At 69.0% G+C, this 15,565-nt stretch carries 11 protein-coding genes; 2 read left to right on the top strand and 9 right to left on the bottom strand.

Annotated features, from left to right (window positions below):
• Window positions 1–19: 19 nt before the first annotated feature.
• The 3 genes from AC1DGE_RS10585 to lipB form a co-directional block, all read right to left on the bottom strand.
• The gene (locus AC1DGE_RS10585) at window positions 20–781 is read right to left on the bottom strand and encodes a DUF4191 domain-containing protein (protein ID WP_175321643.1); all 762 of its coding nucleotides are present in this window, start codon (window positions 779–781) and stop codon (window positions 20–22) included.
• A gap of 90 nt (window positions 782–871) precedes the next feature.
• Window positions 872–1,879, bottom strand: a complete 1,008-nt coding sequence (lipA, locus tag AC1DGE_RS10580; protein WP_175321644.1) for a lipoyl synthase — start codon at window positions 1,877–1,879, stop codon at window positions 872–874.
• Entirely contained in the window at window positions 1,876–2,544 is a 669-nt protein-coding gene (gene lipB / locus AC1DGE_RS10575) for a lipoyl(octanoyl) transferase LipB (RefSeq protein ID WP_441418858.1), read from the bottom strand. Before lipB ends, lipA begins: the two co-directional genes overlap by 4 nt.
• A gap of 107 nt (window positions 2,545–2,651) precedes the next feature.
• On the opposite strand from lipB, the gene AC1DGE_RS10570 reads away from it, so the two are divergent.
• On the top strand, window positions 2,652–4,358 hold the full coding sequence (locus tag AC1DGE_RS10570; protein WP_476917432.1) for a serine/threonine-protein kinase: 1,707 nt from the start codon (window positions 2,652–2,654) through the stop codon (window positions 4,356–4,358).
• 25 nt (window positions 4,359–4,383) lie between these two features.
• On the opposite strand, the gene AC1DGE_RS10565 is transcribed toward AC1DGE_RS10570, so the two are convergent.
• Complete coding sequence (locus tag AC1DGE_RS10565) at window positions 4,384–5,277, bottom strand: TIGR01777 family oxidoreductase (RefSeq protein WP_476917431.1); 894 nt, start codon at window positions 5,275–5,277, stop codon at window positions 4,384–4,386.
• Between the two features lie 74 nt (window positions 5,278–5,351).
• Here AC1DGE_RS10565 and AC1DGE_RS10560 point away from each other — a divergent pair, with 74 nt between their 5' ends.
• On the top strand, window positions 5,352–8,942 hold the full coding sequence (locus tag AC1DGE_RS10560; RefSeq protein ID WP_476917430.1) for a S41 family peptidase: 3,591 nt from the start codon (window positions 5,352–5,354) through the stop codon (window positions 8,940–8,942).
• 71 nt (window positions 8,943–9,013) lie between these two features.
• Here AC1DGE_RS10560 and AC1DGE_RS10555 read toward each other — a convergent pair whose 3' ends face one another.
• The 5 genes from AC1DGE_RS10555 to AC1DGE_RS10535 all read right to left on the bottom strand — a co-directional run bounded on the left by AC1DGE_RS10555 (window position 9,014) and on the right by AC1DGE_RS10535 (window position 15,259).
• Window positions 9,014–9,442 (bottom strand): OsmC family protein, encoded by a 429-nt coding sequence (locus AC1DGE_RS10555; RefSeq protein ID WP_476917429.1) that lies wholly within the window; start codon window positions 9,440–9,442, stop codon window positions 9,014–9,016.
• A 235-nt stretch (window positions 9,443–9,677) separates the two neighbouring features.
• Entirely contained in the window at window positions 9,678–10,028 is a 351-nt protein-coding gene (locus AC1DGE_RS10550; RefSeq protein WP_441418853.1) for a hypothetical protein, read from the bottom strand.
• A gap of 96 nt (window positions 10,029–10,124) precedes the next feature.
• Window positions 10,125–11,909 carry a 2-oxoglutarate dehydrogenase, E2 component, dihydrolipoamide succinyltransferase gene (gene sucB / locus AC1DGE_RS10545; RefSeq protein WP_441418852.1) on the bottom strand — a complete coding sequence of 595 codons (1,785 nt, stop codon included), beginning with the start codon at window positions 11,907–11,909 and terminating at the stop codon, window positions 10,125–10,127.
• 126 nt (window positions 11,910–12,035) lie between these two features.
• Complete coding sequence (lpdA, locus tag AC1DGE_RS10540; RefSeq protein ID WP_441418851.1) at window positions 12,036–13,421, bottom strand: dihydrolipoyl dehydrogenase; 1,386 nt, start codon at window positions 13,419–13,421, stop codon at window positions 12,036–12,038.
• 311 nt (window positions 13,422–13,732) lie between these two features.
• Window positions 13,733–15,259: a leucyl aminopeptidase gene (locus tag AC1DGE_RS10535; protein ID WP_476892737.1), complete on the bottom strand. Its 1,527-nt coding sequence runs from the start codon at window positions 15,257–15,259 to the stop codon at window positions 13,733–13,735.
• Window positions 15,260–15,565: the final 306 nt, after the last annotated feature.

Here is a 15,565-nt window from a genome sequence, read left to right as displayed (position 1 = left end):
CTGTGGCCAACGGGCGTCCCTAGCGGCCGCGGGCCGCCTTGCGGTCGGGGCGGGCCTTGTAGGGGTCGATTCCCTTGGGGATCGGCAGGCGGTTGCCGAGCGAGGAGATGCGCTTCGAAACGGTGCTGACCTCGGTCTTGGTCAGTTCGTTCTTCATCTTGCCCATCTTCTTGGCGACCTGGCTGATCGGCACCTGGCCCTCGCCCCGGCCGCTCTCGATCACGTGGATGGTGACGTTGGGCAGGATGCGGGCGAGGCGCTTGCGTTCGCCGTCGAGCAGTGGCTTGACCCGGTGGCTGGGGCCCTCGCTGACCAGTACGACGCCGGGGCGACCGATGGCGCGGAAGACGGCGTCCTGGGTGCGCGGGTTGACGGCGACCGGCTGGTCCTCGGTGATCCAGCCGCGGCGCAGGGTGCCCAGTGCGGCGCCCGAGGCCCCCGGCTGGTTCTCAATCTGGGCGAACGCGGCGCGCTCGGCGCGGCGGGACAGGATCAGGGTGGCGGCCAGAATGCCCAGCGGAATGCCGATGATCAGGCCCGTGATCCAGTTATCCAGCAGGAACCCGACCAGGAAGCTGACCGCGACGACGCCGAGGAACGCCAGCAGCATGAGCCACGGGACCATCGGATCGTGGCGGCGGGTCATCTGGAAGACTTCCCTGATCTGCTTCAGCCGGCTCGGCTTCTTGGCCTTGGCTTCCTTGGGCTTGCGGGAAAAAAGGCCACGCTTCGGCTCATCGGCTGAAGAAGTGGACGTGCTGGAGTCAGGGAAATTCGCCATAGTGCCTTAATTCTACGTGATGCACGGCTCAGGGCCGGACACCGGATTGCTCCGGTGCCGGCCCTGGGCGGCAATGGTGTGCGGTGTCTGTCAGGAGTGCGCCGCGAGCAGCGAACTGGCTTCCTGGCGGGTGCTGCCGGAGCTTTCGATGTGCGCCAGCTCGGCCGGGATTTCCCAGCCCTTCTTGCGCATCGCGGTGGCCCAGAGCCGGCCGGCACGGTAGGAGGAACGCACCAGCGGGCCGCTCATCACGCCGAGGAAACCGATCTCGTCGGCCTCCTGCTGCAGGTCCACAAACTCCTGCGGCTTGACCCAGCGGTCTACCGGAAGGTGGCGTTCGGACGGGCGCAGGTACTGGGTAATGGTGATCAGGTCGCAGCCGGCCTCGTGCAGGTCGCGCAGTGCCTCGGAGATCTCCTCGCGGGTCTCTCCCATGCCCAGGATCAGGTTGGATTTCGTGACCATGCCCAGCTTGCGGCCCTGCGTGATGACGTCCAGGGACCGCTCGTAACGGAACGCGGGACGGATCCGCTTGAAGATCCGGGGGACAGTCTCGACGTTGTGCGCGAACACCTCGGGCTTGGAGTCGCAGATCGCCTCGATGTGCTCGGGCTTGCCGGAGAAATCGGGGATCAGGAGTTCGACGCCGGTGCCCGGGTTCAGCTCGTGGATCTTGCGGACCGTCTCGGCGTAGAGCCAGACGCCCTCGTCGGCGAGGTCGTCGCGGGCCACTCCGGTGACGGTGGCGTAGCGCAGCTGCATGGACTGGACCGAGCGGGCCACCTTGGTGGGCTCGAACATGTCCACGGGGGAGGGCTTGCCGGTGTCGATCTGGCAGAAGTCGCAGCGCCGGGTGCACTCGGAGCCGCCGATCAGGAAGGTCGCTTCCTTGTCTTCCCAGCATTCGAAGATGTTGGGGCAGCCGGCCTCTTCACAGACGGTGTGGAGGCCTTCCTTCTTGACGAGGTTCTTGAGCTGGACGAACTCCGGGCCCATCTGGACCTTGGCCTTGATCCACTCGGGCTTCCGTTCCACCGGGGTGGCCGCATTGCGCTGCTCAATACGCAGCATCTTCCGGCCTTCTGGTGCCAGTGTCACAGTAGAGCTCCTTCGTGGGTTGCAACTAGGGCTTCTTCATTGTTGCGCAGTTCCTCGGTGATCCGCGACACGAGGTCTGCCGGGGCGACATCCCGGCCGGTCTCCTGCGCGATCGTGGTGACGCCGGCGTCGGTGATGCCGCAGGCGATGATCTGGCCGTAGGGGGCGAGGTCATTGTTGCAGTTGATGGCGAAGCCGTGCATGGTGACGCCCTCGTGGACCCGGATGCCGATCGCGGCAATTTTACGCGCCGGGCCCTTCTCGTCCTGCTCGATCCAGACGCCGGCACGGCCCTTGATCCGGACGGCGTCGATGCCGTAGTCGGCCAGGACAGCGATGATGACGGCTTCGAGCCGTTCGACGTAGTCACGGATGCCGGCCGGGTTCTTCAGCTTGATGATGGGATAGCCCACCAGCTGGCCCGGGCCATGCCAGGTCAGCTTGCCGCCGCGGTCCACGGGCACCACGGGGGTCCCGTCGAAAGGGCGTTCGTGGTCCTCGGTGCGTTTACCTGCGGTGTAGACCGGGGAATGTTCGAGCAGCAGAACGGTGCTGGGTGCGGTTCCGGCGACGACTTTCTCGTGGAGTTCGCGCTGGATGTCCCAGCCGCGGGTGTAGTCGACGAATTCAGGGGCGAGACCCAGCTGGGAGAACTCAAGAGTCATGGCATCCAGCTTAGTCCTCGGCTGTCGCGCCCACCGATTCTGTGGTGAAGCTCTCATGCCTGTGGATAACTCCTGCAGGGAAATCGAAGATCCGCTATTCCTAAACCATGGATGATTACGAACGGTCCGCGTCCCCTGCTTCCGCTTCCGACCCCGCCCCGGCCCCGGAGGTTTCCGGATACGACGTCGGGCGGCTGCTGGGCCGCGGCGGCAGCGCCGCCGTCTGGCTCGCCACTGACCACCTGACGCGGCGTGACGTGGCGCTGAAGTGCTTCAACGCCGTCGGTCCAGCGGGAGAGCCGCAGCGGGAACGACGACGGGCGGTGGATGCCGAGGAAGCCGTGCGGCGTGAGGTGCGGATCCTCTCCGCCCTTGACCATGAGCACCTCGTCAAGGCGCATGCCGTGGTGCGGGTGGCTTACGGGACCAGCGGCGGCCCCGGGCTGGGGCTTGTGCTCGACTACGCCGCCGGCGGCTCGCTGGCCGAACTCCTTGGGGCCCGGGGCATCCTGGCGCCGGGGGAGACCGTCACGGTGCTGACCCCGATCGCCCAGGCGCTGGCGTACCTGCACCGGACCGGATTTACCCATGGCGACGTCTCACCGGGCAACGTGCTGTTCACTGCGCAGGGAAAGCCGCTGCTGGCCGACCTCGGGGTGGGGCGGATGCTGGCGGAGCCGCAGGATGCCTCCGGCGCCGGCACGGACGGGTTCCGGGACCCGGCCCCGGTGGATGCCGTCCGGGCCGGGCTCCAGCCTGAAAGGGATGTCTACTCCGTGGCGGCGCTGGGCTGGTTTTGCCTCACCGGCCGGGCGCCGGAGCCGGAACCCCAGCGTCCGCCGCTGCCGCTGCTGGTTCCCGCCGTTCCGGCGGAGCTCGCGGACGCGCTCGAGGCGGGACTGTGCAGTGACCGACGCCGGCGGCCGTCGGCCGCGGAGCTGGCCGAGGCGATTTTCCGCGGCGCCCCGGCGGCGCCCGTGGATCTTTCCGTGTCGGTGCATTCGACCGTGCTGCCGCAACTGCTGACCCGGCGCTCCCTTCCGGCCGGCGCGCGGGAAAGGCGGGCGTCGCGGCTGTGGCGCTGGCGGCGCCGGGTGGCGCTGCACCCCCCGGTCGGACCAAGTGCGCGGCACGCGTCCCCGCCGGTGCGCCGCCAGCCGGGAGCTCGGCCGGGCGTCCGGCCGGGAATTAGGCGCGTGAGCGTTCGGCGTGGCCTGGCGGTCCTCATGACGGCGGTGCTCTTCACGGCGGCAGGCGTCTTCGGGACGTTGCTGCTCGCCGGGAGGCTGGCGGTGGGGGAATGGGCCCCTGAGGTCCGGCCGCTGTCCGGACCGGCAGCGGTACCGGTGACCGGGGCTGCCACCGATCCGCAGGTCGCGACGGCCGGAGCCGTGCCGGCCGCTCTGCAGAAGCTGCTCGCCGCGCCACGGCCCGAAGACGCGGTGCGCGGCCTCGCTGGCCTCCGTTCCTACGCCTTGAGCACGGGGAACCTCGGGCTTCTGGAACAGGTCAATGCGCCCGCGTCCCCTGCCGCGGCAGCAGACGCCGGCGTCGGCTCCCGGCTGGCGGTGTCCGGCCACGTCCTCGACGGCTTCGAAGCCCGCCTGAGCCTGGTCAAGCGGCAGCCGGAGAGCACAGCCGCGCGGGCCGTGGTGTCGCTCAGCGTGGCCTCGCCGTCGTACCGGGAGCGCGACGCCGCGGGGACGGTGGTGGCCGAGGCGGCGGCCGTCCCGCAACAGCGGCTTCGCCTGGTGCTGGTGCCGGTGGACGGCAAATGGCGGATCCAGGAGGTCCTCCGCGCCGCCGGGGGCTAGGACGGGCGCCTCCGGCGCCGCCCGGTCAGCCGCGGGCCGCCACCCAGGCCGCGGCCTGGGCCAGCGAGGGGTGCTGCCACTGGAACCCGGCGCCGGCCAGGGCAGCCGGTTCCATCCGCTGGCTGGCGAGCAGCAACTCATTGGCCAGTTGGCCCATCACGAGGCGCAGTACGGGCGCCGGCACCCGCAACAGAGCCGGCCGGTGGAGTGATTCGGCCAGCCGGGAGATCAACGAGTTCACGTCCGCGCTCTCCGGGGCGCAGACGTTCACCGGTCCGGCCAGCGGCGCGGTGAGCAGGAAGTTGAAAGCGCCGGCCACGTCCGGAAGCGTGATCCACGGCCAGTACTGCCGGCCGTTACCCAGCGGGCCGCCCACGCCCAGGCGCAGCAGCGGCAGGAGCCGGCCGAGGGCGCCGCCGCTGCGGCTCAGGACGACGCCGGTGCGCGCGGTAACAACGCGGACCCCGGCCGGCGCCTCCTGGGCCGCGGCCTCCCAGTCGGCGCAGATCCGGGCCAGCACGCCGCTGCCGGCCGGCGCGTTCTCGCGCAGCACCGCCTGGCCGGCATTTCCGTAGTAACCGGAGGCGGACTGGCTCAGGAAGACCGGCGGCGGGTTGTCCATCCGGCCCATCGCCGCGGTCAGGGTCCGCGTCGGGCCCAGCCGCGAGGCGCTGAGCTCCTTGATCCGGCCCCGCGTCCACGGCCGGTCGCCGATCCCGGCACCGGAGAGGTTGATCACCGCGTCCGCACCCTTGAGGGCCGTGTCGTCGATGCGGCCCGCGGCGGGATCCCACTGGAACTCGCCGGGCGAGGCGGCCGGGCGCCGGACCAGGCTCGCGACGTCGTGCCCGCTCTCGCGCAACGTGCTGGAAACGGCGGTTCCGATCAGCCCGGAGGCGCCTGCTATAAGGATTCGCATGATCCATCTCACCATGCCCGGCACGGCAGGGAAACCTCCCCGGGGCTAGGGGAGGTTTTGACTATGATCGAACGATGACCTCTTCGAGCTACCTCCGTTTCCCGCATCTGCATGGCGATCTGGTCACCTTCGTGGCCGAGGACGACGTCTGGATCGCGCCCCTCGACGGAGGCCGCGCCTGGCGGGTCTCCTCGCTGCAGCTGCCGGCCCGCAACCCGCGGTTCACCCCCGACGGAAAGCGCCTGGTCTGGACGGTCGTCCAGGGGACCGCCCCGGAGGTTGTCACGGCGGACGTCGATGGCGGCGGATACCGCCAGCTCAGCTACTTCGGCCACAGCTCCACCAAGGTCAAGGGCTTCACCCCGGACGGCGACGTGGTGGTCACGAGCGCCTTCCGGCAGGCGGACAGCCGCCTCACGCACGCCTACAGCCTGCCCGTTGACGGCGGCTGGGCCGAGGAGCTGCCCTACGGACCGGTCGAGTCCGTGGCCTACGGCACCGTCGTCGGGGATGAACGGCCCGTGGTGCTGGCCAGTGTGCTCTCCCGTGAACCGGCCTGGTGGAAGCGGTACCGGGGCGGCGCCGCCGGGAAGTTGTGGATCGACGCGGACGGCAACGGCGAATTCGAGCGGCTCGCGCCCGAACTTGACGGCAACCTCACCGACCCGATGTGGGTCCAGGGCCGGATCGCCTTCCTCTCCGACCACGAGGGCTACGGCAACCTGTATTCCGTGCTGCCCAACGGCACGGACCTCCGCCGCCACACGGACCACGAGGACTTCTACGTCCGGCACGCGGCCACCGACGGTGAACGGGTGGTCTTTGAGTCCGCAGGGGAACTCTGGCTGCTGGCCGGTCTCGACGCCGACGCGGTCAAACTCGACGTCACGCTCGGCTCCGCCTCGCAGGCCCGGCGCTCGTCGGCGCTGAAGCCCTCCCGCCACCTCGGTGACGTCATCCCGGACCACACCGGCGACTCCAGCGCTGTGGAAGCCCACGGCACCCTGCACTGGCTGCGGCACAAGGACGGTCCGTCGCGCATCCTCGAGGCGACGCCGGGTGTCCGGGCACGACTGCCGCGCCCCTTCGGTGCCGGCCGGATCGCCTACATCGCGGACCACGAGGGCGCCGAGGCGCTCTACCTCAAGCCCATCGCCGCGCCCGTGCACGGCGGCCACGGATCCGGCAACCACGCATCCGGCAACCACGGATCCGGCAACCAGGTGCAGGCCCCCGCACCGGCCGCCGCCGAGGCCGGGCAGGACGCCGACGGCGGGACTCCGCTGCCGCGGCCAGTCTCCGCTGCTGCCCTCACCCGCCCCGACGCCGCTCCGGCGACCGCCGTCGTCGCCGCTGCCGAGGCCGTGCCGGTGGTGGCCGCGGATGCCGCCTCCGGCAGCGCCTCTTCGGGTGCCGGCTCCGCGCCGGAGCAAGCCGACAGCGGTCGACCGACCCGGATCGACTTCCCGAAGCCCAGCCGGGCCAGCGCGATGGAGGCAAGCCCGGACGGCAACTGGATCGCCGTCGGCACCTCCTTCGGCGATATCTTCCTCGCAGACACCCTCACCGGCGCCCTGTCGCTGCTGAGCAGCATCGGCGAGGGCAGCATCGACGGCTTCAGCTGGTCTCCGGACTCGGCGTGGCTGGGCTGGGCCGAGCCGGTCACCTCCTTCGGCTCCAGGACCCGGCTGCGGCTGGCCCGGATCGATCGGGCAGGAACGGCAACGCCCGCCGCGGCCGGGGTGGATAAGCCTGCGATCATCGACGTCACCGACGGCCGCTTCCGGGACGAGTCGCCGGCGTTCACCCCGGACGGCAAATTCCTGGCCTTCCTGTCCAACCGCAGCTTCGACCCGGTGTACGACGGGCACTCCTTCGACCTGTCCTTCCCGAGTCCGATCAAGCCCTACCTCGTGGCCCTGGCAGCCGACACACCGTCCCCGTTCGGGCCGAGCGTCGCACTCCCCGAAGACACGGAGGATTCCCGGGACGGTGCCGCCGCCGAAAGCGGTGCCGGAGACGCAGCCAAAACCGCCGCGCCGGTCAGGGTCGACGCCGAAGGCCTGGCGCACCGCGTCATCAGCGTCCCGGTACCACAGGGCAACTACTCGGACCTTGCCGCCACCGCGGGCGCGCTGCTCTGGCTCGACCACGAGCTGGCCGGCGTGACCGGCGACGGCCGGGCCAGCCTGGAGGACAAGAATGCCGCCCCGAGCTTGGTCCGCTTTGACCTCGCCAAGCGCCGCGCCACCACGATCGTCGACGCGCTGGACAGCTACCGGCTCACCGGCGACGGCGAAAAGGTCGTCCTGGTCCAGGACAAGCAGATCCGTGTTTCGCCCGCCGCATCGAAGGCCGACGAGGAATCAGGCCAAATGGTCAAGGTGGATCTGAACCGCATCCGGGTCCGGTTGGACCCGGTCAGTGTCTGGGGCCAGGCCTTCGACGAGGCCTGGCGCCTGCAGCGCGACTTCTTCTGGACCGCGGACATGGCCGGCCAGGACTGGGACTCGGTGCACGCCCGCTACCGGCCGATCGTGGACCGGCTCGGCTCCCACGATGACCTCGTGGACCTGCTCTGGGAACTTCACGGCGAGCTGGGAACCTCCCACGCCTACGTCCGCCCCGCCCTGGTGACGGAGAACGGCAGCAATGGCCAGGGCCGCCTCGGCGCCGACCTCGCGTTCACCGGTGAGGGCTGGGAAATCACCCGCATCCTGGCCGGGGAATCCTCGGACCCGCTGGCCACCTCGCCGCTGACCCGGCCGGGCGTAGACGCGCGACCCGGGGATGTGTTGCTGGCAATCGACGGCGTCGAACTCTCGGCGTCGCTGACGCCGGCCGTGCAGCTGGCCGGGGCCGCCGGCCGCGCCGTGGAAATGACCCTGCGCAACGGTGCCGGCCACGGCGCCCGGGCAGGGGAGCAGCGCCGCGTCGCCGTCGTGCCGGTCAAGGACGAGGAACGGCTGCGCTACCAGGAATGGGTCGCGTCCAACCGCCGCACCGTGCGGGAAGCCTCGCAGGGCACCTTCGGTTACCTGCACATCCCGGACATGATGGCCAACGGCTGGGCGCAGCTGCACCGCGACCTGGATACCGAGACCTCCCTCGACGGCCTGATCGTGGATGTCCGCCGCAACCGCGGTGGCCACACCTCGCAGCTCGTCGCGGAGCTGATCGGCCGCAAGGTGACCGGCTGGAGCATGCCCCGCGGCGAGCGTCCGCGCACCTATCCGCACCACGCACCGCGCGGCCCGGTCATCATCCTCACCGATGAGTTTGCCGGCTCCGACGGCGACATCATCACCCAGGTCTCCAAGCTGCGCGGGATCGGACCGGTCATCGGCACCCGGACCTGGGGCGGCGTCGTCGGTATCGACAACCGGTTCGCCCTGGCGGACGGCACCGGGGTCACCCAGCCGCGCTACGCCACCTGGTTCACCGGCGGCGTGGGCTGGGGCGTAGAAAACTACGGTGTTGCCCCCGACATCGAGGTCTCCTTCCCGCCGCACGCCTATGCGGCCGGCGCGGACCCGCAGCTCGAATACGGCATCGGCGCGCTCAAGGAAATGATCCAGGAGCTTCCCACCGACCGCCCGCCGCTCCGCGAGGGCTACCGCACGGTGCGGCCCGCCCCGCTGCCGGCCCGCCGGCAGGGCAACTAGCGCACACGGCGAAGGCCCCCGCTCCGGACAATCCGGGGCGGGGGCCTTCGTGTATCTGCGGTTGCCGGCTGCTAGGCGGCCAGGGTGGCGTCGAGGGTGATCTTGATGCCGGTCAGGGCAGCCGAGACCGGGCAGCCGGTCTTGGCGTCCTCGGCGATGCGCTGGAACTCCTCCTCGGAGATGCGGGGCACCCGGGCGTTCAGGGTGAGGTGGCTGCCGGTGATGCCGGTGCCGGGTTCGAACGTGACGTCGGCCTGGGTGTTGACTTCCTCCGGCGTGTGGCCGGCCTGCGCCAGGGCGTGGCTGAATGCCATCGAGAAGCATGCGGAGTGCGCGGCGGCGATCAGTTCTTCCGGGCTGGTCTTCCCCTCGGCCGCTTCGGCGCGGGCCTTCCAGGTGACGTCGAAGTTGCCGAGCCCGGAGCTGTCGAGGCTGGTGTTGCCCGCCCCCGACATCAGGTCGCCGTTCCATACAGTGTGTGCGGTGCGTGTTGTTGCCATGTCCACTCCTCAGCGTCGTTGAGTCAGCGATCCGGCCAGATAAGCGGATCCTGCCGTGTCCCATCCTAGGGACTCGGTCCGGTCGCCGCACCCGGTGTCCGCTGTCAGAGAATTGCCTCGACATAGCGGGGCGGCAGGGATAAAGCCCAGCCGCTGTCCCGCCGGGAGGAACGGGTTAACGACGACGGCGGCGCACCCCGGTTGGGGGTAYGCCGCCGTCGCTGCGGTCGGGTGCCTACTGCCAGAGGGTGGCGATGGCGACGTTAAGCAGCGCCAGGCCGCCAACGCTGTGGGCGAGGCCCCTGCTGACCGGCTCGTCCTTCTTGTACTTGCGGCTGCCGATGAACGCGAGCACGGCCACGGCGAGGGCGATCACCAGTTTGAGGCCGAGCTTGGCGTAGTTGGCGTCCATGTTCAGGGCCGGGATGAGCCCCATCATGACAATGCCGGTGATGAGCTGGAGGGCGGCGCCGTCGAACTGGCGCGGGTGCACGGTGGGGTTCTTCATCTGGGCGATCCAGATACCCACGATCATGGCGGCGCCGATGATGTGCAGGAAGACCATGATGTTATAGACGATGTTCATGGGACCTAGCTTAGCGACAAAGTGTCCATAAAGAGCGAAGGGCACCTTCCCTTGCGGGGAGGTGCCCTTCTCTCACCCAGATGGATGAGCTGGCCGCTAGAGGCCGAGGTCTGCTTCGAACGCGCCTTCTTCAAGGCGTGCCTTCAGCGTCTGCAGGAAGCGTCCTGCGTCGGCGCCGTCCACCAGGCGGTGGTCGTACGTCAGCGACAGGTACATCATCGAACGGATGGCGATCGAGTCGTCGCCGTTCTCATCGGAGACCACGACGGCGCGCTTGACGATCGCGCCGGTGCCGAGGATGGCCACCTGCGGCTGGTTGATGATCGGGGTGTCGAAGAGGGCGCCCACGGAACCGATGTTGGTGATGCTGAAGGTTCCGCCGGAGAGCTCGTCCGGGCCGATCTTGCCGTTGCGGGTGCGGTCCGCGACGTCGGCGATCTTGCCGGCCAGGCCGGCCAGGTTCAGGTTGCCGGCGTCGGCGATGACCGGAACCAGCAGGCCCTTGTCGGTGTCCACCGCAATCGCCAGGTGCTCGGCGTTGTGGTAGGTGATCTCCTGCTTGTCCTCGTCGTAGGAGGCGTTGACCTTCGGGTGCTGCTTCAGGGCCTCGGCGACGGCCTTGGCAATGAAGGGCAGGAAGGTCAGCTTGGAGCCGTTCTGCGCCTGGAACGAGTTCTTGGCCTTGGCCCGCAGCTTGGCGACCTTGGTCATGTCCACCTCGTGCACCTGGGTCAGCTGGGTGGAGATGTCCAGCGACTCGCGCATGCGGCGGGCGATGACCTGGCGGATCCGCGGGGCCTTCTGCACGGTGCCGCGCAGCGACGAGGCCTCAGCAGATGCTGCAGGGGACGCTGCTGCCGGGGCTGCGGACGACGCGGCCGGCGCGGAAGCTGCGGCCGCCGGGGCGGCCTTGGCCTCGGCTGCGGCCAGCACGTCCTGCTTGCGGATCCGGCCACCGACGCCGGTGCCGGTCAGCGAGGAGATGTCCACGCCCTGCTGGTTGGCGAGCTTGCGGACCAGGGGAGTGACGTAGCCGGACTCGGCAGGAGTCGCAGCTGCGGCGGGGGCGGCTGCCTGCTTCGGGGCCTCCTGCTTGGGGGCTTCCTGCTGGGGAGCGGCGGCCGGAGCGGGTGCCGCGGGGGCTTCCTGCTTGGGAGCCGCGGCCGGAGCCGGGGCCTCCTGCTTGGGAGCTTCCTGCTTCGGCGCCTCCTGCTTGGGAGCCTCCGGAGCCGGAGCAGCGGCCGGTGCGGCAGCGCCGGAGCCGATCACGGCGAGGACGGAGCCGACCTCGGCCGTTTCATCCTCGGCAACGCGGATTTCCTGCAGCGTGCCGGCGACCGGAGACGGGATCTCGGTGTCGACCTTGTCCGTGGAAACTTCCAGCAGCGGCTCGTCCACTTCGACAGTGTCACCGATGCTCTTGAGCCATCGGGTGACGGTACCTTCGGTGACGCTTTCGCCCAGGGCGGGGAGCGTGACCTCGTGGCCTTCGCCGGCCGGCGCGGCCTCCGCGGCGGGTGCCGGAGCGGCAGCCTCGGCGGCCGGGGCGGGGGTTTCGGCTTCGGGGGCCGGGGCCTCGGCAGCGGACGGCGATTCGGCCGGCGCTTCCTCGGCGGCCGGAGCGGCAGCCTCGGCGGAGCCGGAGCCGTCGCCGATGCGGACCAGAGGTGCTCCGACTTCAGCGGTCTCGTCTTCGGCGACGAGGATTTCCTCGATCACGCCGGCGATCGGAGAGGGGATCTCGGTGTCTACTTTGTCGGTGGAAACTTCGAGCAGGGGCTCGTCCACCTCTACCCGGTCACCGACCTGCTTGAGCCAGCGGGTGACGGTTCCTTCGGTGACGCTCTCACCGAGGGCGGGCAAGTTAACGGATTCAGACATGTCGTCCCCGTTCTCCTTATTGATCTTTAGTGCGGATGGTTGCTGCCTTGTTCGAGCTTAGTGCACCCGGTTTTTCGGGCCGGGTGCACTAAACACGGAGTTCTTGCGGTGCTGCGGGCGGAACTGCTAGCCGTGCAGGGGCTTGCCGGCGAGGGCGAGGTGGGCTTCGCCCAGGGACTCGTTCTGCGTCGGGTGGGCGTGGACCAGCTGGGCCACGTCCTCCGGGTAGGCTTCCCAGTTCACGATCAGCTGGGCCTCGCCGATCTGCTCGCCCATACGGGCGCCGATCATGTGGACGCCGACGACGGGGCCGTCCTTCTGGCGGACCAGCTTGACCAGGCCGGACGTGCCCAGGATGGAGCTCTTGCCGTTGCCGGCGAGGTTGTATTCCTGGGTTTCGACCTGGTCGTCGCCGAACTTGGCCTTGGCGGCCTTCTCGGTGTAGCCGACGGTGGCGATCTCCGGCTCGGAGTAGGTGACCTTGGGGATGTTGACGTCCTCAACGACAACCGGCTTGAGGCCGGCGATTTCCTCGGCCACAAAGATGCCCTGCTGGTAGCCGCGGTGCGCGAGCTGGACGCCCGGGACGATGTCGCCCACGGCGTAGATGTTGCCGACGCCGGTGTGCAGGCGCTCGTTGGTGATGACGAAGCCGCGGTCGATCGTCAGACCGGCTTCTTCGTAACCAAGGTTGGCGGTGACCGGGCCGCGGCCGACGGCGACCAGCATGAGGTCCGCTTCGAAGGTCTTGCCGTCGACGAGGGTGACCTTGACGCCGTCGTCGTTCTGCTCGACGCCCTGGAAGAAGGTGCCGGTGGAGAACTTGATGCCGCGCTTCTTGAACGCACGCTCGAACGCCTTGACGATGGTCGCGTCCTCGTTCGGGACGAGGGAGGGCAGGCCTTCGATGATGGTGACGTCGACCCCGAAGGACTTCCAGACGGAAGCGAACTCGACGCCGATCACGCCGCCGCCGAGGATGATGGCGCTCTTGGGGATGAAGTCCATGGTGAGGGCTTCGTCGGAGGTGATGACCTTGCCGCCGATTTCGAGGCCGGGCAGCGTGCGGGAGTAGGAGCCGGTCGCGAGGACGATGTTCTTGCCCTTGTACGCGGTGCCGTTCACGACGACGGTGTCGGAGCCCTGGAGCTTGCCCTCACCCTCGATGACGGTGATGCCCTTCTTGCCCTTGATGAGGCCCTGGAGACCCTTGAACTTGCCGGCAATGATGCCGTCCTTGTAGGCGTTGACGGCGTTGATGTCGATGCCGTCCAGGGTCACGTTGACACCGTACTTGGCGGAGTCACGGGCGTGGTCGGCCAGTTCCGCGGAGTGCAGCAGGGCCTTGGTGGGGATGCAGCCGTTGTGCAGGCAGGTGCCGCCGAGCTTTCCCTTTTCGATGAGTCCGACGGTAAGGCCGAGCTGGACGGCGCGGAGCGCAGTTGCGTAGCCGCCGCTGCCGCCGCCGAGTACCAGGATGTCGAATTCTTGCGCAGTTGCCTGATCGGCCACTAAAACGCTCCCTCGCGTGAACGATGACACGAGAGTACGCATCATCTGGTCTTGGAACTGTCTGCCGTGATTATGCCAGCAGGCCGGTTCCCTTTCGTTTGGAATTGCTTCTATGAAGCTAATTGCTGTGAAACTACGGTTCACCTTAGCGAACCACTAATACATGCTCCACCTTGCCATGGCGTTTGTGGAGCGCTTGTGTCCAGTGTCACGCGGCCCTGTGGCCGGGGTATCAGCCCCGTGGCCGCAAGGCCGCGTGAACGGACAGTGCTTCAGGACCGGTGGTTCCGGACGCCCGCCGGCGGCCCCGCTCAGACGGCTTGGGCGAGGATGTCCTCGACGTAGGCCACCAAGGTGCGCACGGTACTGCCGGTGCCCTGCTTGTGGTTGTAGCCGTAGGGGCTGCCGTTGTTGAAGGACGGTCCGGCGATGTCGATGTGGGCCCACGGGATCTGCTCGCCGTCCTTGCCCTTGCCGACGAACTCGCGCAGGAACACCGCGGCCGTCATCATGCCGCCGTGGCGTTCGCCGATGTTGGCGATGTCCGCGACCTGCGAGTCCAGGCTGGGACGCAGCTCTTCGGGCAGCGGCATCGGCCAGACCAGTTCGCCGGCGCGGTCCGCCGCGGCCTTGAGCGCGCCGGTGACGGAGTCCGAGCCCATAACGCCGGCGGTGCGGTCGCCGAGGGCGATCAGCTGGGCGCCGGTGAGGGTCGCGACGTCGATGATCGCGTCCGGGTACTCCTGGCTGGCGGCGACGATGCCGTCGGCCATGACCAGGCGGCCCTCGGCGTCGGTGTTCAGGACCTCGACGGTCTTGCCGCCGAAGATGGTCAGCACGTCGGCGGGACGCTGCGCGGCGCCGGAAGGCATGTTCTCCGCGATGCACAGCCAAGCGGTCGCCTTGACCGGCAGGCCCAGTTCCGCGAGGGCCAGAACGGTGTTCAGCACGACGGCGGCGCCGGCCATGTCGGACTTCATGTCGCCCATGCCGAGGTGCGGCTTGAGCGAGATTCCGCCGGTGTCGAAGGTGATGCCCTTGCCCACCAGCGCGATCTTGGCGGTGGCCTTGGCGGGGGCGTATTCGACCTTGACCAGGCGCGGCTGGCGGGTGGAACCCTTGCCGACGCCGAGGATGCCGCCGAAGCCGTCCTTCTCCAGGCGCTTCTCGTCCCAGACGGTCACCTTGACCGGCAGGCCCTTGGCCAGTTCCTTGGCGGCGTCGGCAAACGTTTCGGGGTAGAGGTGGCTCGGCGGCTGGTTGACCAGCGAGCGGGTGGCGTTGACGGCCTTGCCGATCAGGGCGGCGCGCTCCAGCACCGGTGCCAGCGCCTTGTCCGCGGCGAAGTCGGTGAGGATGCGGACACTCTTGACTGGATCCTTGAGGCCGTCCTTGGTGGAGCGGTACTCGTTGAAGGAGTAGGCGCCCATCGCGGCACCTTCGGCGACAGCCGCGACGGCGGCAAGGTCCGGCGTCGGGAGCGCGAGGGTCACAGTGGCGACGCCGGCGAGCTGGCGGACGGCCGAGCCGGCCGCGCGGCGCAGTGCCTCCTCGGAGAGCGGGGTGCCCGCGGAAACCTTGCCGACGCCCGCGAGGACCAGGACGGAAGCTCCAGCTTCCGGCAGGCCGGGGAGGCGGTGCGCCTGGTCGGCGGCACCGGTAAGGCCAAGAACGCCCAGTGACTCGGCCAGCGCCTCGGCCGCCTTGGCCGTTAGCGGGTTGTCCAGCAGCACGGGGCCGTCGGTGCCCTGTCCCACGCCCACGACTAGGGCGTCGGACGGGGACTTCTTCAAGTCTCCGGCGATCGCACTGAGTTTGACTTCGGTATTCTTGACCACGAGGACAGTCCTCAATTCTCTGTGATTTTTCGGCAGGAACTGCATGTTCGGCGCCCTGCCATGGGTACCTGAGCCACCGTCGGCACTGCACGTAACCKGGTGTCTGCAAGGCCGTCTATAAGGCCAGTTCCGATCGTAGTCTCTCCCCGGCGCCGGAGTTCAATTTAATGAGAGCTGGCACACAGTCAGGGCAGGAATTCCCCCGGCCGACGGCGCGTTGTAGGTGGTATCGGCACTTCGGGAACCGTCTGCGCGCGGGTCTTGTCTGCGCATCGACCCGACGGTCCGCCACGGCGGCTGCTGCCG

The organism is Arthrobacter sp. 05N425 (genome assembly GCF_056397125.1).
The sequence above is the reverse complement of the archived record's forward strand: the minus strand, read 5'-3'. Positions and strand labels throughout refer to the sequence as shown.